The 20,532-nt window shown below is 61.2% G+C and carries 19 protein-coding genes; 8 read left to right on the forward strand and 11 right to left on the reverse strand.

Going from position 1 to position 20,532, the window contains the following annotated elements; genetic code table 11:
* Nucleotides 1-453: 453 nt before the first annotated feature.
* From FHX11_RS26315 to FHX11_RS26325, 3 genes are all read right to left on the reverse strand, one after another.
* Nucleotides 454-1,653, reverse strand: coding sequence for an MFS transporter (locus tag FHX11_RS26315; RefSeq protein ID WP_184363214.1), 1,200 nt, complete (start codon nucleotides 1,651-1,653; stop codon nucleotides 454-456).
* Nucleotides 1,654-1,866: 213 nt separating this feature from the next.
* Complete coding sequence (locus tag FHX11_RS26320) at nucleotides 1,867-2,265, reverse strand: type II toxin-antitoxin system VapC family toxin (protein ID WP_184363217.1); 399 nt, start codon at nucleotides 2,263-2,265, stop codon at nucleotides 1,867-1,869.
* Nucleotides 2,262-2,528: an AbrB/MazE/SpoVT family DNA-binding domain-containing protein gene (locus FHX11_RS26325; RefSeq protein WP_184363220.1), complete on the reverse strand. Its 267-nt coding sequence runs from the start codon at nucleotides 2,526-2,528 to the stop codon at nucleotides 2,262-2,264. Before FHX11_RS26325 ends, FHX11_RS26320 begins: the two co-directional genes overlap by 4 nt.
* 127 nt (nucleotides 2,529-2,655) lie before the next feature.
* On the opposite strand from FHX11_RS26325, the gene FHX11_RS30100 reads away from it, so the two are divergent.
* Nucleotides 2,656-2,790, forward strand: coding sequence for a carboxymuconolactone decarboxylase family protein (locus FHX11_RS30100; RefSeq protein ID WP_348649740.1), 135 nt, complete (start codon nucleotides 2,656-2,658; stop codon nucleotides 2,788-2,790).
* Nucleotides 2,791-2,947: 157 nt separating this feature from the next.
* Here the strand turns inward: FHX11_RS30100 and FHX11_RS26335 are convergent, their stop codons facing one another.
* From FHX11_RS26335 to FHX11_RS26350, 4 genes are all read right to left on the reverse strand, one after another.
* Nucleotides 2,948-3,904: a trypsin-like peptidase domain-containing protein gene (locus FHX11_RS26335; protein WP_184363563.1), complete on the reverse strand. Its 957-nt coding sequence runs from the start codon at nucleotides 3,902-3,904 to the stop codon at nucleotides 2,948-2,950.
* A 304-nt stretch (nucleotides 3,905-4,208) separates the two neighbouring features.
* A complete protein-coding gene (locus FHX11_RS26340) occupies nucleotides 4,209-4,625 on the reverse strand; it encodes an organic hydroperoxide resistance protein (protein WP_184363223.1) in 417 nt (138 codons plus the stop codon).
* Between the two features lie 198 nt (nucleotides 4,626-4,823).
* Nucleotides 4,824-6,065, reverse strand: coding sequence for an FAD-dependent oxidoreductase (locus tag FHX11_RS26345; protein ID WP_184363226.1), 1,242 nt, complete (start codon nucleotides 6,063-6,065; stop codon nucleotides 4,824-4,826).
* A complete protein-coding gene (locus FHX11_RS26350; RefSeq protein ID WP_184363229.1) occupies nucleotides 6,062-6,379 on the reverse strand; it encodes a MocE family 2Fe-2S type ferredoxin in 318 nt (105 codons plus the stop codon). Before FHX11_RS26350 ends, FHX11_RS26345 begins: the two co-directional genes overlap by 4 nt.
* Nucleotides 6,380-6,533: 154 nt before the next feature.
* On the opposite strand from FHX11_RS26350, the gene FHX11_RS26355 reads away from it, so the two are divergent.
* Nucleotides 6,534-7,571, forward strand: a complete 1,038-nt coding sequence (locus FHX11_RS26355; RefSeq protein ID WP_184363232.1) for a LacI family DNA-binding transcriptional regulator — start codon at nucleotides 6,534-6,536, stop codon at nucleotides 7,569-7,571.
* A gap of 153 nt (nucleotides 7,572-7,724) precedes the next feature.
* Here FHX11_RS26355 and FHX11_RS26360 read toward each other — a convergent pair whose 3' ends face one another.
* Nucleotides 7,725-8,759 (reverse strand): sterol desaturase family protein, encoded by a 1,035-nt coding sequence (locus tag FHX11_RS26360; protein ID WP_184363234.1) that lies wholly within the window; start codon nucleotides 8,757-8,759, stop codon nucleotides 7,725-7,727.
* 190 nt (nucleotides 8,760-8,949) lie between these two features.
* Nucleotides 8,950-9,879 carry a sugar ABC transporter substrate-binding protein gene (locus tag FHX11_RS26365; RefSeq protein WP_184363237.1) on the reverse strand — a complete coding sequence of 310 codons (930 nt, stop codon included), beginning with the start codon at nucleotides 9,877-9,879 and terminating at the stop codon, nucleotides 8,950-8,952.
* A gap of 230 nt (nucleotides 9,880-10,109) precedes the next feature.
* On the opposite strand from FHX11_RS26365, the gene FHX11_RS26370 reads away from it, so the two are divergent.
* The 6 genes from FHX11_RS26370 to FHX11_RS26395 all read left to right on the forward strand — a co-directional run bounded on the left by FHX11_RS26370 (nucleotide 10,110) and on the right by FHX11_RS26395 (nucleotide 17,818).
* Nucleotides 10,110-10,943 carry a TIM barrel protein gene (locus tag FHX11_RS26370; protein WP_184363240.1) on the forward strand — a complete coding sequence of 278 codons (834 nt, stop codon included), beginning with the start codon at nucleotides 10,110-10,112 and terminating at the stop codon, nucleotides 10,941-10,943.
* A 44-nt stretch (nucleotides 10,944-10,987) separates the two neighbouring features.
* Entirely contained in the window at nucleotides 10,988-12,115 is a 1,128-nt protein-coding gene (locus FHX11_RS26375; RefSeq protein WP_184363243.1) for an S-(hydroxymethyl)glutathione dehydrogenase/class III alcohol dehydrogenase, read from the forward strand.
* 730 nt (nucleotides 12,116-12,845) lie between these two features.
* The gene (locus tag FHX11_RS26380; RefSeq protein WP_184363566.1) at nucleotides 12,846-14,603 is read left to right on the forward strand and encodes an ABC transporter permease subunit; all 1,758 of its coding nucleotides are present in this window, start codon (nucleotides 12,846-12,848) and stop codon (nucleotides 14,601-14,603) included.
* A 23-nt stretch (nucleotides 14,604-14,626) separates the two neighbouring features.
* On the forward strand, nucleotides 14,627-15,958 hold the full coding sequence (locus FHX11_RS26385) for a nitrate/sulfonate/bicarbonate ABC transporter ATP-binding protein (RefSeq protein ID WP_184363246.1): 1,332 nt from the start codon (nucleotides 14,627-14,629) through the stop codon (nucleotides 15,956-15,958).
* A gap of 133 nt (nucleotides 15,959-16,091) precedes the next feature.
* Entirely contained in the window at nucleotides 16,092-17,156 is a 1,065-nt protein-coding gene (locus FHX11_RS26390) for an ATP-binding protein (protein WP_184363249.1), read from the forward strand.
* 2 nt (nucleotides 17,157-17,158) lie between these two features.
* On the forward strand, nucleotides 17,159-17,818 hold the full coding sequence (locus tag FHX11_RS26395) for a response regulator transcription factor (RefSeq protein WP_210292599.1): 660 nt from the start codon (nucleotides 17,159-17,161) through the stop codon (nucleotides 17,816-17,818).
* A 115-nt stretch (nucleotides 17,819-17,933) separates the two neighbouring features.
* Here FHX11_RS26395 and FHX11_RS26400 read toward each other — a convergent pair whose 3' ends face one another.
* A complete protein-coding gene (locus tag FHX11_RS26400) occupies nucleotides 17,934-19,772 on the reverse strand; it encodes a diguanylate cyclase (RefSeq protein ID WP_184363255.1) in 1,839 nt (612 codons plus the stop codon).
* 299 nt (nucleotides 19,773-20,071) lie between these two features.
* The gene (locus FHX11_RS26405) at nucleotides 20,072-20,443 is read right to left on the reverse strand and encodes a metalloregulator ArsR/SmtB family transcription factor (RefSeq protein WP_348649737.1); all 372 of its coding nucleotides are present in this window, start codon (nucleotides 20,441-20,443) and stop codon (nucleotides 20,072-20,074) included.
* Between the last annotated feature and the right edge of the window lie 89 nt (nucleotides 20,444-20,532).

Here is a 20,532-nt window from a genome sequence, read left to right on the forward strand (position 1 = left end):
TTGAAAAATGCAATGGCTGCAACTTGCCTCCATTGATTAAAATTGTGTGTAAGGGGCGGAAAAGCAGTCATGACGGGCGGTTCGTTCGCTTTTGGCGTAACCGGTTGTCACCCTGTCGGTGCCAGAAAACTGAGTCTAAGGTCCACCGATAAAATCCCGTGCGAACCACTGAAAATCAACGCCGGCTGCTCAAGACTTTCCGAATTGGACGCGCTTGAAATCCGGATTGGACGAAGTGGATATCGTTCTCGAAGACAATAGCGGTGCCATCGCCGGTATCGAGATCAAGGCGGGGCCACGGTCACCGATCCGGACTTCAAGGGCCTGCGAAAGATCCGGCATGTAGCCGGCGATGACTTTCGGATCGGGCTTGTTCTCTACGATGGAGACAAGATCCTGCCCTTTAGCGACCGGCTCTATGCGGCCCCGCTTTCCTGTCTCTGGAGCGCATGATCATGCCGGCTGGAGCCGCAGACGCCGCAATGGCGGGAAGGCAAGCGCGATCGCCGCCGCCCCGAGCCCGACCATCGCCGACCCGATGAAGAGCCACGAATAGTTGGCGAAGGTGTCGAAGATCCAGCCGCCGATCAGCGGACCGAAGGCCATACCGATGCTCGACAGCATCGTCGCCGCGCCGAACACCGTGCCGATGACGCGCGGGCCGAAATATTCGCGCGCCAAGACGGCGTAGAGCGGCATGATCCCACCATAGGCACTGCCGAAGACGACCGCGAGCGCGTAGAATTCGCCAAGCCGGCTGACGAGGAGATAGGTCGCCAGCGCCGCGGCCTGCACCAGCAATCCCGCGACAAGAACCGGCTTGACCCCGAGCCGATCCGCCAGCGTGCCGTATAGAATCCGGCCGCCGAGCCCGGCGAGGCCCTCGACGCTATAGATGCTGACCGCCGCCATCGGCGCCACGCCGCAGATCGTGGCATAGCTCACCATGTGGAAGATCGGCCCGGAATGCGCCGCGCAACAGGCAAAGAAGGTTCCGCCGAGCACGAGGAATTGCGGCGAGCGGAATATCCGACCCAGCGGAATATCGGCGCCATCAGCCGACTGATCGACCGTCGATCCTTCCGCCGCCTCGAGCGGTTGCCGCACCAGAAGTGCCGCCGGCACCAGCAATATCCAGGCAAGCACGCCGATCAGCATCATGGCCGTCTGCCAGTCATAGGCGGAAATCAGCCAGCGGGCGAAGGGCGAAACCGTCATCGGCGCCACCCCCATGCCGGCGGACACCAGCGAAACCGCGAGGCTGCGATGCTCGTCGAACCAGGCTGTCGTGGCCGCGATCATCGGCGCGAAAAATGCGCTGGCCGCAAGCCCGACGAGGATGCCGTAGGTCAATTGAAATTGCAGCAGCGATGCCGCCCGGCTGGCAAGCACGAGCGCGAGCCCCAAAAGCACTGCTCCGATGAGGACGACGATGCGGGGGCCGAAGCGGTCGCTCGCCGCACCCCACAGGAAGCCGCCGAGACCCATGACCAGAAAATTGAGCGTCATCGCGCTGGCAATGCCCGCATGCGACCAATTGGTCGCCGCCGCGATCGGCACTTGAAAAATCGCCAGCGAAAACATGGCGCCAAGCGCGACACACGTCATCAAGGCACCGGCGCCAACGATGACCCAACGATAGGAAATGCTCATAGCCGCTCAGCTCCCATGTCCGTAAACCAACGTCCGCGCGGCGGACGCCGCACCGACTATGGTCTAATGACGTTCAAACCCACCCGATTTCGACATGCCATGCGATTTTTTTGGTGGACTGAGCCGGAGATCATCCGGTCTTACCGTTCGCCATTGAGGTGGTGATCCGCCGGCCGATGGCGATGGCTATTCAGAACAGGCGCCGCCGGGAATTCAGGACAACAAGCGTGCCGGACGTCCCTGCTCGGAAAGCAGCTTCACAGCTCTTCTGTCGAAGGAAACGAAGATTTCTCCGCCGAGCCAGTTTCCATCATAGGCAATCACGCCATCGGCAAAATCGCCGCCCGCATCAAGAACGGCCAAGCCCGCCTCCACGGCCGGCCGGTTGACGACAACATTTTCAATACCGAGTAATGCACGGATCGCCGCGGCGATATCTTCTCGCGCGGTTTGATACTGACGTGCCAAAACCCAGCTAAACTCACAGAGGGATTGCAGACTTACGGCGACGAGTTCCGCTTCGGCCAGCAACTCGACGGCAGCACTCGCCTGTTTCGCATCGTCCGCAACATAGGCTCGGAGCAGCACATTGGTATCAGCCGTCACTTTCACGGCTTGTCGGCCCCAGCCGCTGCGCCCGCCTCCGCAATGGCATCGTCGATTTCTTCAACGGTCAGGATCCGACCGTTCGTCTTTCCTTTCAAGAAACCATGCAGGTTCCGAAACGAGCCTTTTAGCCGAACGGCAGTCAGCTCCGCCTTGCCATCCGGCAGCAGATTCAATTCGATTTTCTCACCCGGCTGGATACCCAGATGCTGCAACACTTCCTTGCGGAAGGTAACCTGCCCTCGTACCGTCACGGTCAGTGTCGTCATGGCAACCTCCTCTCTTCGGAAAACATGATTGTAATGCATTTCTGCATTACTTTCAAGCCAGAGATGCGCGAGCGGCAGCGATACCATCCTGCCAAATGGCCCAGGTATTCATTCATCAGTCTCGTTCATCGGAACGAACAACGGCCCGACGAAGCCGGAAATCGCCAGCTTGATAACGCATCTGGCCTCTTATGCCGGCTGGCCGAATGCCATGTCGGCAGCTCCCGTCGTCCGCAAGGTCTTCGAAGAACGAGGTGGTTGAGCCCAGGAAAACCAGGCGGGGCGCTCAGGAGCAAGGCTACGGTGCTGGGCGAGACGCCCGGCTACGTCATCCATCCGTTGAGTGCGACGAAGGCAAGAACGACGAGCGTCGCCGCACGCGCCAACTTACCCGACCCATCCGCGCAGGCCGATGAGACCTAAGATCGGGCGACCGGCAGCACCGTTCGCCTTTCGAGCCTGCCGGCGACGGAAAAGACAAGGAGTTCGGTATCCCGACCGATCCGCTCGCCGCTCATCAATCGGACGATATCATCGACGCCGCCGACGGGCGTTCCGTCGATCGCCAGAATATAGTCGCCGTCCTTCAAGCCGCCACGTTCGGCCGGACCGCCAGGCTCGACCCGCCTGACGCGCACCGACGTCGCCTGGCCGGTGCCTGCCTCCAGCGCGACCTTGCGGGGCAGTTCGATCGTATCGCCGGCGATGCCGATGAAGGCGCGCCGGACGTGGCCATAACGCAGGATTTCCGAGACCACGACATTCGCCGTGTTGGAGGCGACCGCGAAAGCGATGCTCTGCGCACCCTGGATAACGGCCGTATTGACGCCAATGACCTCGCCGTTCGAAGAAACCAGCGGCCCGCCGGAATTGCCCGGATTGAGCGCGGCGTCGGTCTGGATGACATCGTCCATCAGACGGCCGCTTGCAGAGCGCATCGAACGGCCGAGCGCCGAGATGATACCTGCGGTCACTGTCCACTCGAAACCGAGGGGATTGCCGATGGCAATCGCGATATGCCCCCTGCGCAGCCGCTTGGAATCGCCGAGCCGCGCCCAGGCTCCGACGCCGGAATTCGCGCGGATAAGGGCGATGTCGGTATCGACGTCGCGCCCGAGAACCCGGCCCTCGGTAACGAAACCGTCCGGCGTGGTGATGCGAACGAGCCTGGCGTCGTCGACCACATGATTGTTCGTGACGATCAACCCATCCGGCGATATGGCGAAGCCGGAACCATGTCCGCCCCTGCCGCCGACGCGCTCGATGCGACTGACGGCCGGTCCGACCATGTCCACCGCGCTCGCTATGGATTGGGAATATGCATCTATCAGTGCACCGTCTTCGGCCGGCACCACAGCCTTGTCCATAAAGCCCATCGCTTGACCCTCGAGCAGCCGCGCCATCGCCGCTGCCGCCGGCAGGCCGGCTGCAAACAAGCCCGGCCGCCATATGCTGTTGTTCTACATCTTAAATGGATGGGCGCCTGACCGTCTTCAAGCCACCGATGGAGAGCGCCATCGATCTTCCAGCCGCGATTGTGCCGATAGACGCAAACGGAAGAGAAATTCCAGATCCTGCAAAAGGCCATCGCCGCCCTTGGCGACACCCTCGTCGACGCCGGCAAGGACGAGCCCTGATCGCCCTTGCCGGCCTCTTTCTCGTGAAGTTGGAAACTCCGGCTCAGACCAGATTGATGATGACATCGATATTGCCGCGCGTGGCCTTCGAATAGGGGCAGGTCTGATGCGCGGCCTCCACCAGCGTCTGCGCAACGTCGCGCTCCAGGCCCGGCAGGCTGACATTGAGGCGTGCCTGCAGGAAATAGGCGCCGTCGACAAGGCACAGGTCCACCTCGGCATCGACAGCCGTATCGCTCGGCACGGCAATCTTCAGCTTGCGGGCGGCATGTCCCATCGCACCCTCGAAGCAAGCCGACCAGCCGGCAGCAAAGAGCTGTTCCGGATTGGTGCCGGTGCCGGCGCTGCCGGGAGGAGAAAGCTTGATGTCCAGGCGTCCGTCCGAACTGCGCGCTGCGCCCTCGCGTCCACCGATGGTGTGGGTCTTGCCAGTGTAGAGTACCTTGTCGGTCTGGGTCATGATGTCGGTTCCTTTGAAACGGGTGATGCTGACGCTCCGATGGAGCACAATGACCGCCAGGCAGTCATTGCCCGCATAAGGCCGCCGCCAAGTATCCCGCATATGTCCCGATTGCGCGGAAGTGTAACGAAATGTGGGAGGCGACCAGCCTTCTACAATCTCATACAAACCACTTCCGTGGAGCGACCCGGCCCACGGCTAGGCCGCTCTCGGCAGCAGAGTCTTCAAATTCGCATCCGCGGCAAGCGCCTCGCAGGACGGCGCGACCCGCTTGGCGATCAGCATCTCGCTCAGCTTCATATCCCTGGCGATCCTGTTGCCCACGCCGATGCCGCTCGCCGCGACCAGCCTTCCGCCGTCGTCAAGATGAAAGAGGATGAACGCGCCATCTCCAAGCTCTCGCCGAACTACCGAACGCCCCTCGTCCACCAGTCCGACGATCTGCAAGGTGTGATCGAACTGATCCGACCAGAAATAGGGTACGGATTCATAGCCGCGCGTCGCGCCCATCATGTTGGCGGCAGCGATGATCGCCTGATCCTGCGCATTGCGCCATGCCTCCAACCGTAGCCGGCGGCCGCCATACAGGGGATGCGGAAACGAGCAGCAGTCGCCGGCGGCATAAATGTCCTTCACCGAGGTCTCCAGCCGTTCATTGACGGCGATGCCGTTGTCGAGCGCAAGACCCGCCTGCTCGGCAAGATCGATGCACGGCTGGGCGCCGATGCCGACGACGAGAATATCGGCCGTTACCTGCGTTCCGTCCCCGAGCCGAATGCCGACACCATGCTCGTCGGCGTCGATGCCGGACACGGAGACGCCGCATGCCACCAGAACGCCGTTGCCCTGATGCACGGACAGCACGGTCTCGGCGACGGCGTCCGGCACACCGCGCTTCAGAATGCGCTCCTGCGCCTCGATGACCGTGACCCGCGCGCCACGGCTGCGGGCCGACGCCGCGACTTCCAGTCCGATGAACCCACCGCCCAGCACCGCCACATGCATCCCGGCGGCGATCCATGGGCGAAGCGCAAGCGCATCGCCGATCGTTCGCAGATAAAGAATGCGCGGGCTGGCCGGCACGTTCGGCAATCGCCGGGGCATCGCCCCCGTCGCCAGCAGCAATTTGTCGTAAGGCAAGGCCCGGCCATCCGCCAGAACGACCTGCTTGGAGGCGGAATCGGCGGCCGTTACCGGAACCCCGGCCAGGTGCTGGATCGCGCGCTCGCGCAAACCGGCCTCGCTCAGAACCGCCGGCGGTGCTTCCGTCGTCTCGGCCAGCAACACCTGCTTGGACAAAGGCGGCCGCTCATAGGGGAGATGGATCTCGTCCCCGATCAGGGTGACGGGACCGGCATAACCGCTTTCCCTAAGCGTGACGGCCGCCCGCGCGCCGCATTCGCCGGCGCCGACGATGACAATGCCTGCCTCGCCGCTCATGCTCCAAGCCCGATCATGACGCGGCCGTTATCCACCCTGACGGGATAGGTCTTGAGATTGATGCAGACGGGTGCTCCGCGTGCCTCGCCGGTCTTGTAGCTGAAGCGCCCGTTGTGCTTGGGGCATTCGATGGTGTCGTCCATCACCAGACCGTCGGCCAGATGAATCTTTTCGTGCGTACACAGCCCGTCGGTCGCGAAATATTCATCATCGGGACTGCGGTAGATGGCGAAAGTCCGTCCTTCGTGGTCGAAGCGGACGACATCCTCCTGGTCGATATCGGTGGCTTTACAGGCGTCGATCCATGTCGTCATTTCTTATCTCCTCATGATTGTCCTTCAGGAGGAAAGCCCCGGCCCTGCGCCTTGATCGCATTCGGTTTTTCCTCCCCAGCTAAGATCGACCATGCGTGATGCACCCCTTCACTTTCCAGTTCGATTATGATCATTTTTCATCAGGAGGAGCGGAATGAAGAAAACCCGTTTGGTCGATATTGCGCAGGCAGCCGGTGTTGGCCTTGCCACTGTCGAACGCGTGCTCAACGAGCGCGGCAGCGTGAGGCCGCAGACAGCCGAGAAGGTGGTGCTCGCCGCAAAGCGGCTGGGCTACAAGGGACTGATTCCGAACCTCTATCGCGGCACGCTGCGCATCGAGGTCGTGATGGTCCGGCCGGAGACGCCGTTCTTCTCCCGGCTCAACCGCGCCTTCGAGCGCATCGCCGCCTCGCTCGACAGCTCGATCACCGTGAACCGGACCTTCGTGGACGAGAACGATCCGGAAAAATTCGCCGCCCACATCGCCAATACGGCGATCCGGCGGCACGCGCTGATCGTGGTCGCCGTCGATCATCCGAAAATCCGGGAGAGCCTGCGTCGTGCCCGCAGCACCGGCATCGAGGTTGTGCAGATCGTCTCCTACACGGCCGGCAAGGACAATGTCTTCGTCGGCATCGACAATTATGCGGCAGGCCGGACGGCCGGCTTCTACATGTCCCGGATGCTCGCGCACACGGCCGGGCGCATCGTGGCGGTCTGTCATAGCTGGGCCTATCAGATCCACAAGGAGCGCATCCGCGGCTTCTCCGACTATCTCGCCGCCAACCACAACCCGGCCCATCTGTTTTCGGAGGTCATATTCGGGCTGGATGAAGATGTCCGCTCCGCCGAGATGATGACGGAAGCATTGCGCCGGGAAACGGGCGTCGTCGGGGTCTACAATGCCGGCGGCGCCAATCTGGGTGTCGGATCGGCATTGCAGCGCTATCGGGAAAGGCAGCGCGGCGAACTCGTCTGGATCGCGCACGAACTCAACGACGAAACCCGCGGCTTCATCTCATCTGGCCTGCTGACGCTGGTTCTCGACCAGGCGCCGGAAACCCAGGCGCGGCGCGCGCTGGATACGGTCCTGCACAGAATGGGGATCATCGACGTCCCGGTCAGCCAGGATCCGGTTCCGTTTCTCACCTATACCGGCGAGAATATCGGACAATTTTCCGCAACGGCCTGAGCAAAGAAGACCGGAGCCTGCGATAGAGGGGCCACAGGCTCCGGCATGACCTGCCATCGACAGCCGCCAAGGCGGGAGGCAGGAGGAGATCGGCGTGCCGCCCGGCAAGGGGCGGCACAGTCTTGGGCTCGGCTTGGGATTGTGGCCGGGACCTCAGCCGGAGGCCTGCGAACGCCGCGCCTGTTTTTCCGCCTGCTTCTTCGCCCGCTCCATGAAGCGCTTGTTCATACGGTCCTCCGCCTCCCTCGAGCCGTCGTGGAAGGTGCCGAACCACTTGTCGAGCGGAATGACGCCGTCGGCATAATTGCACTCGAAGAACTTGTGATGGAGGTAGTGGTCATAGGCATGTGTGTCGATGGCGGCTTCGTCGGCGATGACGATCTTGTCGAAGCCCGCATGACCCGGCGCCGGCGCAAGTGCTGCATGCGTCAGATGGAACAGCGCATGGACGGGATTTGACGGCACGATCCAGTGGATGAGCACGCCCGAGAAATAAAGGAGATGCTCGATGGGATGCATCGCAAGCCCCGACCAGGGACCGGGGTTGACGTTGTTATGATGCAGCTTGTGGACGGCATGATAGAGCGGCGGCCAGTGGATCAGGCGATGCACCAGATAGAAATGCAGGTCACGGAAAGCCGGGATCAGCAGCATGACGACAGCGCAATAGAGCGGATGCTCGGCGAAATCGACATAGGGAATGATGCCGTTGGCGAAGGCCCACAGGGTGAGCACCTCGAATGCCGTCCAGAGCGGCACCGCACTTGCGAATGTCCAGATGACATTGTCGACGGTCTGGTTGCCGAAGAGGAACGCCGAATTGTCCTTCGACGGCCATTTGCCGTTGTATTTGAAGCTCGTGCCCTGCTTCTTCTGCATGTAGAGACGCAGATGGAAGGCGCCGAAGAACAGGAAGACGAGCGCGGCGTTGCGGGCAAGGATATAGGCGATCCAGCCGGGGGAGAGCGTCTTCATCACCTCCATCGAAGGCGTCGCATAGAGCCACAACAGCGTGCCGATGACGGCATAGAGCACGTTCCACGGCATCAGATAGCCCGGATATCCGAAGAACCATTTCAGGAAGGCAAGCGGCTTAGCAGGCCAGATGAAGACCGGAGGATATTGAATGAGCTTGTTAGGTCTCCAGTCTCCGCGCTTGTCGCGCGACCCGTAGAGCGTGTCGTCCATGATGTCGTCTCCCGATGAATGAAATTCTGGAAGCAGTCTCAGCGACTGGCTCGGTAAACGACAGCAAAGAATTGATGAAAATTACTCACGGCGACAAAGAACCCGGCCGGGGGCACCGGCACAGGACGGTGCCACGCAAACGAAAAGGGAGGCCGATGGCCTCCCCCGTAATTTCGGCTGGCGAGCGGCATCAATTGAGGTGCTCGAACTCCGCCATGTTCTTCGGCGTCACGAGCTTGAAGGGAATCCAGACCTCCCGGTCGATCGTGCCGCCCTTGATGGCCTTCAGGGCCGTATCGATCGCTCCCCTACCCTGCGCCTTGGCGTCCTGAAACACGGTGACCTTGAGATCGCCCGCCTTCATCGCCTGCAGCGCGTCGGGCGTGGCGTCGATTCCGGAGACGATCGTCTTGTCCGTCGAGCCGCCCGCATTCTTGATCGCGGCGATCGCGCCGAGCGCCATCTCGTCATTGTTGGCGATCACGGCATCGAAAGCGACGCCGGAGGTCAGCCAGTTCGATACCAGATCCGAACCGTCGACGCGGCTCCAGTTTCCGACCTGCTCGCGCACCACCTTCAAGCCGCTGCAGGCCTCGGTCTTCAGGACGTCGTGCACGTCCTGTGTCCTCTGTCGCGCGGCCTGGCTGCTGAGATCGCCGATCATGATGACGATCTGGCCCTTTCCGCCGAGCATGCGACAGACTTCCTGGGTCTGCAGCGTGCCGGATTCGGTCTCGTTCGATCCGACGAAGGCCTGCTTCTTGCCAAGCGTCGACAGATCGGTCGGCTGGATATTGACATAGATCAACGGAATGCCCGCCTCTTCGGCGATCTTGCTCATCGCCGGCGTTCCATCGGAATCCACCGGATCGACGATGATGGCCGACAGGCCGCTTGCCGCGAAGTTGCGCACCTGATCCACCTGCTTGTTGACGTCGTTGGCCGCGTCCTCGACCTGCAGTTCCACGCCCTGCGACTTGGCATAATCCTGCATGCCATTGGCGATCAGGGTCTGGAAATTGGTCGTCAGATAGCCCATCGAGACGCCGATACGATCGGCGGCATGGGCCTGCGACGACAACACCAGCGCCAAGGCGCTTGCGCTTAGAAATTTCAGCATGTTCTCCTCCCAGGAAACGGCGGCCCAAGCGGCCGCCTGCTGAGAGTTAAGCGGCAGAGCCATTCCGCGTCCGAGGGTATTTTGATGAAAAACCGTCACGGACGGCGGCGGCGGACGCGCAGGAACATCAGCCTTGCAACGAAATGCCGTCATGATCAAAACCCATCAACGCGGCCTCTGGCAAAGGCTGGAAATCCGTGATCTGTGCGGCCCGATGGCAGGGAGGCACCATGCAGAACATACTGATATTCCAGTCGCTCTGGGCCATGGAGCGGCGCAGCGCCAAATATCCGGAACTCAGCCTCGAGGACAATGTGGGGAAGATCGCCGCCGCCGGTTTCGACGGCGTCAGCGCGCATTGGTACGACCGCGATTATGTACGCCGGCTCGCAAGACTGCTCAAGCAGCACGGCCTCCAGGCGGAAGGACAATGTTTCCCAAAGACCGTCGATGATTTGAAGCCGGTGCTCGATATCGCCGCCGAATGCAATGTGCATCACATCTGCCTGCAGCCCGACGTCAGGCTGCGCCGGCTGGAAGACTGTCTTCCCCTGCTCGAAGGCTGGCAACGGCTCGGCGAAGAGGCCGGCGTCGACGTCTATATCGAGACCCATCGCGACCGGATGACCACCGACCTCTTCTTCACCCTCGACCTGCTCGACCGCCTGCCAGGCTTGCGGCTGCTGGGCGATGTCTCGCACTTCCTCGTCGGACGGGAATTCGCCTGGCCGGTCTCCGACGAAAATCACGCCCTCATCCATCGGATTCTCGACGGCTCCTGGGCCTTCCACGGCCGGGTCGCCTCGCGCGAGCAGGTGCAGATCGAGATTTCCTTTCCGCATCATCGGCCCTGGCTCGATCTGTTTCTCGGCTGGTGGGATTACGGTTTCCGCAGCTGGCGCAAGCGCGCCGGAGCCGGCGATACCCTGGCATTCACCTGCGAGCTCGGCCCCAAACCCTATGCGATCACCGGCCGCGACGGCGAGGATTCGACCGACCGGTGGGAAGAATCCCTGCTTCTGATGCAAGAGGCCCGCAATCTCTGGGCCAAAACCGCCGGCTGACCCACCGGAAAACTATCAATATCCAATCATCTGGAGGAATACCCATGGACGTACGCGCCGCAGTAGCTGTTCAGGCCGGCAAGCCGCTGGAAGTGATGACGGTTCAGCTCGAGGGGCCGAAGGCCGGCGAAGTGCTGATCGAGGTCAAGGCGACCGGCATCTGCCACACCGACGACTTCACGCTGTCGGGTGCCGATCCGGAAGGCCTGTTCCCCGCCATCCTCGGCCATGAGGGCGCCGGCATCGTCGTCGATGTCGGTCCCGGCGTCACCTCGGTGAAGAAGGGCGACCACGTCATCCCGCTCTACACGCCCGAATGCCGCGAATGCTATTCCTGCACCTCGCGCAAGACCAATCTGTGCACCGCGATCCGTTCGACCCAGGGCCAGGGCGTCATGCCCGACGGCACCTCGCGCTTCTCGATCGGCAAGGACAAGATCCACCACTATATGGGCTGCTCGACCTTCGCCAACTTCACCGTGCTGCCGGAGATCGCGCTCGCCAAGATCAATCCCGACGCCCCCTTCGACAAGGTCTGCTACATCGGCTGCGGCGTCACCACCGGCATCGGCGCCGTCATCAACACCGCCAAGGTGGAGATCGGCTCGACGGCGATCGTCTTCGGTCTCGGCGGCATCGGCCTCAACGTGCTGCAGGGCCTGCGCCTTGCCGGCGCCGACATGATCATCGGCGTCGACATCAATCCGGACCGCAAGGCCTGGGGCGAGAAGTTCGGCATGACGCATTTCGTCAACCCGAAGGAGGTCGGCGACGATATCGTGCCCTATCTCGTCAATCTGACCAAGCGCAATGGCGACCTGATCGGCGGCGCCGACTATACGTTCGACTGCACCGGCAACACCAAGGTGATGCGCCAGGCGCTGGAGGCCTCGCATCGCGGCTGGGGCAAGTCGGTCATCATCGGCGTTGCCGGCGCCGGCCAGGAGATTTCCACCCGGCCGTTCCAGCTGGTGACCGGCCGCAACTGGATGGGCACGGCCTTCGGCGGCGCGCGCGGGCGCACCGACGTGCCGAAGATCGTCGACTGGTACATGCAGGGCAAGATCCAGATCGACTCGATGATCACCCACACCATGCCGCTCGAAGACATCAACAAGGGCTTCGATCTGATGCACAAGGGTGAGAGCATCCGCGGCGTCGTCGTGTACTAACGGTCACGCGCCTTCCTCAAACCGGTCGGGGGAGGCTTCCATTGTGAAGCCGGGGTGCCAAGGTATCCCGGCGGGCCTGTTCCGATTGACGGAACCATTGCCTATACCAAGGTATAGCTGCAGTGCACCAACGCCTGATTGACCCCTCATCCCCCTCGTGACAATACGGCCATGTCTTCGCAGCGAGCGCCGCGAAGCCTGTCGAAACAACAGATCAAGACACCAATGGACAGCTACCCTAGTCGCTGTCCGGTTGCGGCGTCAGGCCGCGGCCGGATGGTCATCGCAACAATCTGGACCGCTCCCGGCGCAACCGCCCGGGCGAGCGCCGGCCGGGCATAGCCTGTCCGGTTCGCCCACGGACCCGCCGATGGTGGGCCGAGGAGGTGAACCGTGAACAACATCCTTCTTTTCCGCCGACGCGCGTCGGCCACCGCTCTTCCCATCGTCCGCGCACTGCCGGCCAAGGCTCCGATTGCGGGCCGCATCCAGCGCCCCGTACTCGTCGCGGTCTGGCACACCAATCCCCGCACAGGAAAAAGGGAATGCCGCTGGACCACGGAACCTCAGGGGATGTCCGAGGAAGATGGCAGTCACGGCCGAACTTGCCGCCGGGCGGCGTAATCTTTTCCGCATCCCATCGCCGCAATCGCCAGATGTCATGCTCGGTGATCTCCACGAGATCGAAGGACATGACATCGAGCCTTCCGAACCTTCCATGAGGTCTCCCATGGTCTTTCTTTCCAATGATCGCCCCGGCCACCGCGCCGTCGCCGAACTGGCCGGCACCCGCATCCTGCCGAACGGCTATGATCTCATCGCCTTTGCCTTCGTCGCCGCTCTCGCCGTATTGGCGCTGCATGGCGCGGCCGAAATGCGGGCGCCGCTGGCGGGCCTGGCGAGCACCCCCATCTCGCTCGATCCGGCCTATCTGCCGGAATATGCGCTGCGCACGACGCTGCGGATGTTCGCCGCCATCGTCGCCTCGCTCGTCTTCACCTTCGCGGTCGCGACGCTGGCCGCCAAGAGCCGTCGGGCGGAGATGGTGATCATCCCGGCGCTCGACATCCTGCAGTCCGTGCCGGTGCTGGGTTTCCTCACCTTCACCGTAACCTTCTTCATGGGCATCTTCCCCGGCAACCAGCTTGGAGCCGAATGCGCATCGATCTTCGCGATCTTCACCAGCCAGGCCTGGAACATGGCCTTCTCCTTCTACCAGTCGCTGCGCACCGTGCCGCGCGATCTGGACGAGGTCAGCCGCGGCTTCGGCCTTTCCAGCTGGCAACGCTTCTGGCGGCTGGAGGCCCCCTTCGCCGCTCCCGGCCTCATCTGGAACACGATGATGTCGATGTCCGGCGGCTGGTTTTTCGTCGTCGCCTCCGAAGCGATCACCGTCGGCAATACGACGGTGCAGCTTCCGGGCCTCGGCTCTTGGCTCGCGGTCGCCATCGACAAGCAGGATTTCGCCGCTGTCGCCTGGGCCGTGCTCGCCATGGGTATCGTCATTGTGCTTTACGACCAGCTGCTCTTCCGGCCGGTCGTGACCTGGGCCGACAAGTTCCGTTTCGAACAGACGGCCGGGCAGGCCAAGCCCCGCTCCTGGGTCTATTCGCTCGTCCAGCGCACGCATCTTCTCAAGCGCCTGATGCAGCCGGTCTCCTGGGTATGGCATCGCCTGCTGCTGATCCGCCTGCCGGGCACCCGATCCATGGCAGTCAAGCCACGCGAACGCGGCGCGGCAACGCGGATGCTCGACTATGCCTGGCTCGGCCTTATCACCATGGTCGGCGCCTGGGGCATCTGGACAGCCTTCGCCTTCATGAGCCGGAGCCTCGGCTGGAGCGATGCCTGGGAGGCCTTCAGCGGCGGGCTCGTCACGCTGCTGCGTGTCATCGTCCTGATCGCCGTCGCAAGCCTGATCTGGGTTCCGCTGGGCGTCTGGATCGGCCTCAGGCCGGCCGTCGCCGAGCGCGTGCAGCCGGTCGCGCAGTTCCTGGCAGCCTTTCCGGCCAACGTGCTCTTTCCCTTCGCCGTCATCGCGATCGTGGCGACCGGCGCAAGTCCCAACATCTGGCTTTCGCCGCTGATGGTACTCGGTACGCAATGGTACATCCTCTTCAACGTCATCGCCGGCGCGAGCGCCTTTCCGACGGACTTGAAGGAAGCCTGCTCCGTTTATCAGCTCCGCTCCTGGACCTGGTGGCGGCGCGCCATACTGCCGGGGATATTCCCCTACTACGTCACCGGAGCGCTGACGGCATCGGGCGGCTCATGGAACGCCAGCATCGTCGCCGAGATCGTGAACTGGGGCAACACCAAGCTCGAAGCCTTCGGCCTCGGCGCCTACATCGCCAGGGCCACGGAGGCCGGCGACTATCCGCGCGTCGTCCTCGGCATCGCCGTCATGTCGCTCTTCGTCACCCTCTTGAACAGAACCCTGTGGCGCCCGCTCTACGTTTTCGCCGAACGCCGCCTGCGCCTCAACTGATCATTCCATCCGGAGTAACGAACATGGAAGCCATCACTCTCATCAAGAAGGCCGGGGCCGCCGAAAGCGCATCCCTGGTATCGGTCAAGCAGGTCTGCCAGATCTACGACAAGGGCGCGGCCGGATCGCTCGTCGTGCTCGACAATGTCGACCTGGAACTGCGCCCGGCCGAGATCGTCGGCCTGCTCGGACGCTCCGGCTCCGGCAAGTCGACGCTGCTGCGGGCAATCGCCGGCCTCATCCGGCCGAGCAAGGGCGATATCCGCTTCGACGGCAAGCCGGTGACCGGTCCCAATGCCGGCGTCTCCGTCGTCTTCCAGAGCTTCGCGCTCTTCCCCTGGCTCAGCGTCCTGCAGAATGTCGAACTTGGGCTGGAGGCACAGGGTGTGGCACCCGCCGAACGCCGCAAGCGGGCATTGGCCGCCATCGACCTCATCGGCCTCGACGGTTTCGAAAGCGCCTATCCGAAGGAGCTTTCGGGCGGCATGCGCCAGCGCGTCGGCCTTGCCCGCGCTCTCGTCGTGCGCCCGAAGGTGCTTCTGATGGACGAACCCTTCTCCGCGCTCGACGTGCTGACGGCGGAGACGCTGCGCACCGATCTTCTCGATCTTTGGTGCGAGGGCCGGATGCCGATCGAGTCGATCCTGATGGTGACGCACAATATCGAGGAGGCGGTGCTGATGTGCGACCGCATCCTGATCTTCGGCTCGAATCCCGGCCGTGTCATCGCCGAAATCCGCGTCGACCTGCCGCAGCCGCGCAACCGGCTCGACCCTGCCTTCCGGATGCTGGTCGAGGACATCTATGCGCGGATGACGGCGCGGACGGGCACACCCACGCGCGACGGACTGTTCCCCGGCACCGGCATCGCCATGGCCCTGCCGCGCGTCTCGACCAATCTGATGTCCGGCCTGATCGAAACGGTCGCCGCCGAGCCCTATCGCGGACATGCCGACCTGCCGCCGCTTGCAGCGCATCTTCATCTCGATATCGACGATCTCTTCCCGGTCGCCGAAACGCTGCAACTGCTGCGCTTCGCCGATCTGGAGGGGGGCGATATCCGGCTGACGGCGCCGGGCCTGCGCTTCTTCGACAGCGACGTCGACGAGCGCAAGCGGCTGTTCGAGCAGCATCTGGCGACCTATGTGCCGCTTGCCGCCCATATCCGCCGTGTCCTCGACGAGCGGCCGACCCATCGCGCGCCGGCCCGCCGATTCCGTGATGAGTTGGAAGACTACATGTCGGAGGATTACGCCGGCACGACGCTGAAAGCCGTGACCAACTGGGCCCGCTATGCCGAGTATTTCGCCTATGATGAGAATGCCGATCTCTTCACCTTGGAGAACCCGAGCTGAGACAACCGCATTCGGGATCGGTCATGCACCCCGCCGCGATCGATCCGCGCGGCGGCGGCATTGCCAGCCGTCGCGCGATCGTGCACCCTGCCGCGATCCGTGCGGCGGATTCGTGTGGAAGGGCAAGGGCCGGATGAGGCGCGAATTTCTGCAATATCTGACCGAAGCGCCGCTGTTGTGGCTCGGCATTGCGCTGCTCTCCGCCCTGATCTTCCTTGCCGACACCGTGACCGACCTGGAGATTGCCTTTGCCGTGCTTTATGTCGCGGTGATCCTGATCTCGGTGCGCTCCGGCCGCCAGCAAGCGGTATTTGCCGTCGGCATCGTCTGCGCGGCCCTCACAATCATCAGCTACCTGCTGACGCGGCATGGGGATACCGAATCCGGCATGGTGAATGGCGCTCTCAGCCTGCTGGCGATCGGCGCCACCACCTATCTCGCCATCAGGATCGAGACCATCGAGGCCGGGGCAAGGCAAGCCCAATCCGAACTCGCCCGCATGTCGCGCATCATGATCGTTGGCGAACTCGGCACATCCATCGCCCATGAAGTCAGCCAGCCGATCACGGCGATTGCCGCCAACGGCAATGCGGCGCTGCGCTGGCTCTCGGCATCGCCCGCCGACGAGCAGGAAGCGCGCCAGGCTCTCGGCAGGATCGTCAAGGATGCCGAGCGGGCGGGCGAGGTGATCGGCCGCGTCCGCAGCCTCGTTGCCCATGCTTCCCCGCCGCAGGACCGGATCGACATGACGAGCGTGATCACCGAAGCGCTGGCGCTGCTGCGCAACGAGATCCGCGCCAACCATATCCACCTGCGCACCGAGCTTGCCGGCGACCTACCGCCGGTGACGGGCGATCGCGTGCAGCTCCAGCAGGTGGTCCTGAACTTCGTCATCAATGCGATCGAGGCCATGGGCGGGGTCGATGCGGAAAAGCGCGCGCTGCTGGTCAGCGCCGCGACCGATGCCAGAAAGATCACGGTGAGCGTGCGCGACACCGGCATCGGCCCGCCGGCCGCCAGCTCCGGCGAGATTTTCGCCGCCTTCTACACGACCAAACCGGGTGGAATGGGCATGGGATTGACCATCAGCCGATCCATCATCGAGGCCCATGGCGGTCGGGTCTACATGGCGCCCAATTTCCCTCACGGCGCGGTGTTCGGTTTCATCCTGCCGTCGGAAATGCGGATGAAGAGATGACCATGGCGGAATGGAAGCCAACCATTTACGTCGTCGACGACGACCCATCCGTCCGCGACGGGCTCGACAGTCTGCTGCGTTCCGTCGGCTACGATGTCGGCAGCTTCGCATCCCCTCGGGACTTCCTGGCGCATAGGCGTTCCTTCGGTCCGGCCTGCCTCGTGCTCGACGTCCGGATGCCGGATGCGAGCGGGCTCGATTTTCAGGACGATCTGGCAAAGAGCGGGAACCCGCTCCCAATCATCTTCCTGACCGGCCATGGCGACGTGCCGATGTCGGTACGCGCGATGAAGGCCGGTGCGGTGGAATTCCTCCTCAAGCCCTTCCGCGAGCAGGATCTTCTCGACGCCATCCGGCAGGCGCTGGAAAAGGATCGCATCCGGCTGCGGCAGGAAGAGGCGGATGCCGACCTCCAGGCGCGCTTTTCGACGCTGACCGCGCGCGAGCGCGAGGTGATGGCATTGGTGGCGCAGGGTCGCCTCAACAAGCAGGTCGCCGCCGAACTCGGGCTGAGCGAAATCACCGTGAAGGTCCATCGCGGCCAGGCAATGCGCAAGATGCACGCCAGCTCGCTGGCCGACCTGATCCGCATGGCCGATGGGCTCGGATTGTCCGAATTGCCCAGCGATAGGGGAAGCGTTCCACCATCGCGAAGACCGTAGACTGGTTTGCGTTTCGCGGAATCGGCAACTGCTCTATCCCGTTGTTTTCACGCAATTCCGGGCGAAAAATCGCTCACTTTCCCTGTTCGGCCGACTCGGATTGCTATCTTGTTACCTATGCCGAATTGACACGGACAACATGACAATTTCGGCCCGCCGCCTTTGCTTCATAGAGAAGCTCATCGCTCCTCTTCAGAAGCAACGCAGGCGAAAGCTTGTCCAGAGACGTAAAGACAACACAGCCACAGCTGATGGTAAGGTGGCCGGTGGGTGAATCTGCATGAACGATGGCTAGCTCTGCGACAATTGCAATAAAGCGATCCAGAATCGGCACCGGATCTCTCACTCCCATCATAATGAATGCAAATTCCTCTCCTCCGTAGCGGGCGACGGTATCCGATTGCCTGGCGACGGACTGCAATGCTGACGCGATATTGCGAAGAGCTGCATCTCCGGCCAGATGACCGTAGCGGTCATTATAGGCCTTGAAGTGATCTACATCTATCATACCAATGCAGATCGCCTCCTCCTTGAAATCAGGCTCACTGCATATACGGGCGAGTTCGCGATCCAAGCCACGTCGGTTAGCGATACCGGTCAGCGGATCCTCTATGCTTTGACGCACAAGCACTGTTTTTTCCTCTTCAAGCACTCGATTTGCGTCCCGTAGAGCCAGTTCACGGTGCCATACATCGGTAATGTCCACGACAAAGCCGACAGCACGGGTTGGCGCTCCCGACACATGTTGCAGGTAGGCGGCCGACCTCACCCACCGTATATCTCCGTTTGGATGGATAATTCTGAACACGATAGCGTAGTCACGTTTTGAAGCCGTAAGGTCGCCGGCTGTCCGTTCGACTTCCGTGGCCCTATCCACGTCGTCCGGATGGATAAATGATCGAAACTCAGCGATTGACCGGATAGGGCAGCTTGGATCTCGCCCCATGATCCGATACCAAGCTTCGTCGCAATGCAACTCATCACGCCGTATGTCATAGTCCCAGATACCGAGACCACCGACCGCTACCGCGATTGCCAGTCGCTCCTCATTGGCTTGCAGTGTTTCCAGCGCTTCGCGCTCGGCGGTAACTTCACGGGATACACATAGGATGGCCGTCGGCGCGGCCCCGCCATTCATGATCGGTGTCAGCATGTTATCCCAGTATTGAACTTCCCCCTCTGGAAGCACGCTGCGACCGGGAAAACGAGCAAATGTACCTGCACGAGCGGAAGCAATAGCCTTCTCTCCCGCCACCCTTACGTCTTCGGGCAAGAGCGCCAGCCAAGGCATACCGAACAGGGAATTTTCCGGGACACCAAGTGCGTCGCAACCCGCTCTATTCATGTGCAGCAGCGTGCCGTCAGGAGAAATAAGCTTGATGCAGTCCACGCTGATATTGAGCATGTCGGTTTGAACCGAGGCACGCCTTTCGAGATCAAGCTCCTTGCGCTTTAACCTATCAATATCCGTGGCTAAACACAGCAAACCGCTCTGATCGGACTGCATCCCGCCAAGGGGCTGCAAGCTGAGAAGAAACCAGTGTGCTTCTCCACGGCAATCCTGAAGCCGACATTCAAAATCCATCCGCTCCCGCATCGCTATTGCCCGTTGGAAATGGGACAATGCGGCGTATCGATCTTCAGCGTAGATCAATTGCACCCAGGATATGAAATCGCACCCCCCGTCCATTATGCCAACATGCCGACGCCACGCAACGTTGAGATGCGTAACACTTCCGTCCGCATTAACCAGACATGAGGGGGAGTGGAGGAGTTCCAGTAGAGCAGCGGACGCAACACTTGGTTCCTGCCCACATTCAGTCGCATATTCAAATTCAAGCGGGGTTGGGTGCGCGTCTGAAATCAATCTACTTTTGCCCGACAGGGGAATCTCACTTTCCATGCTAGAAGAAAACCAACTGTAAAACCAATGTGGCGACAGTGTTTTCGACAAGCTGCAGCTCTTTCCACACCAGTGGAACAATTGTTCCTCATTTCAGCAAAAGAAGTCAATTCAAATATATCGGCGACCAGCACTCGAATGACGATATGCATTCTTCATGCCACCATCCCTCACGCGATATTCTCTTTCTTTAACCTTTTAATTTTCTTCGGCGAGTTACATAAACATCGAAATATAAATACCTATCGAGTATCGATAGCATTGCGATCTGTATAGATATTCATCAAGAAAATTACGCACCTGTATAAAAACGCCAGAACCCTCACAAATAAACTCTTATTTAGAAGCAATCACTGATTTCCAGATTTTTCAAAAATATAATCTAGGCATGCAAGCATGATATATACTCTTTCATCCGAGCATGAGTAATATACATTTTGAGACACCTTGCGCGTCTCAACTAAATTTTGCATCCTTAATTTCGACAGATGCTGTGATACCGAAGATTGACTTAGGTTTATTTTATTCGAAAGTACTGACACTGAAATTTCGTTTTGTGAAACGATCCGAAGAATTTCAAGCCTCTTGTCGTTTGCCAGAACCTGTAGCAGTTGTGCCGCAGCCATAGAGTTGCTGTTTTTTGACATACATTCAGGTCCCTTCTCTGAGAAAGAAGCAGACAAGCGGCAAACATTTGAATGGGGCAATCCCGATTTGCTCATCTAGTGTGATGGACTTCATCTATATCCAACACATGCTTCGGATTTCGAAATATCAGTTAATTACAATATTATTTTATACTAATTATATG

Source organism: Rhizobium sp. BK602, from assembly GCF_014195095.1.
In the GTDB taxonomy this organism is placed as follows: domain Bacteria; phylum Pseudomonadota; class Alphaproteobacteria; order Rhizobiales; family Rhizobiaceae; genus Rhizobium.

Bases quoted from the DNA above. Each gene is read 5' to 3' on its own strand.
- FHX11_RS26315 (WP_184363214.1), bottom strand. From the start codon at position 1,653: ATGAGCATTTCCTATCGTTGGGTCATCGTTGGCGCCGGTGCCTTGATG.
- FHX11_RS26325 (WP_184363220.1), bottom strand. From the start codon at position 2,528: ATGACGACACTGACCGTGACGGTACGAGGGCAGGTTACCTTCCGCAAG.
- FHX11_RS26335 (WP_184363563.1), bottom strand. From the start codon at position 3,904: ATGGGCTTTATGGACAAGGCTGTGGTGCCGGCCGAAGACGGTGCACTG.
- FHX11_RS26340 (WP_184363223.1), bottom strand. From the start codon at position 4,625: ATGACCCAGACCGACAAGGTACTCTACACTGGCAAGACCCACACCATC.
- FHX11_RS26345 (WP_184363226.1), bottom strand. From the start codon at position 6,065: ATGAGCGGCGAGGCAGGCATTGTCATCGTCGGCGCCGGCGAATGCGGC.
- FHX11_RS26350 (WP_184363229.1), bottom strand. From the start codon at position 6,379: ATGACGACATGGATCGACGCCTGTAAAGCCACCGATATCGACCAGGAG.
- FHX11_RS26355 (WP_184363232.1), top strand. From the start codon at position 6,534: ATGAAGAAAACCCGTTTGGTCGATATTGCGCAGGCAGCCGGTGTTGGC.
- FHX11_RS26360 (WP_184363234.1), bottom strand. From the start codon at position 8,759: ATGGACGACACGCTCTACGGGTCGCGCGACAAGCGCGGAGACTGGAGA.
- FHX11_RS26365 (WP_184363237.1), bottom strand. From the start codon at position 9,879: ATGCTGAAATTTCTAAGCGCAAGCGCCTTGGCGCTGGTGTTGTCGTCG.
- FHX11_RS26370 (WP_184363240.1), top strand. From the start codon at position 10,110: ATGCAGAACATACTGATATTCCAGTCGCTCTGGGCCATGGAGCGGCGC.
- FHX11_RS26375 (WP_184363243.1), top strand. From the start codon at position 10,988: ATGGACGTACGCGCCGCAGTAGCTGTTCAGGCCGGCAAGCCGCTGGAA.
- FHX11_RS26380 (WP_184363566.1), top strand. From the start codon at position 12,846: ATGGTCTTTCTTTCCAATGATCGCCCCGGCCACCGCGCCGTCGCCGAA.
- FHX11_RS26385 (WP_184363246.1), top strand. From the start codon at position 14,627: ATGGAAGCCATCACTCTCATCAAGAAGGCCGGGGCCGCCGAAAGCGCA.
- FHX11_RS26390 (WP_184363249.1), top strand. From the start codon at position 16,092: ATGAGGCGCGAATTTCTGCAATATCTGACCGAAGCGCCGCTGTTGTGG.
- FHX11_RS26395 (WP_210292599.1), top strand. From the start codon at position 17,159: ATGGCGGAATGGAAGCCAACCATTTACGTCGTCGACGACGACCCATCC.
- FHX11_RS26405 (WP_348649737.1), bottom strand. From the start codon at position 20,443: ATGAGCAAATCGGGATTGCCCCATTCAAATGTTTGCCGCTTGTCTGCT.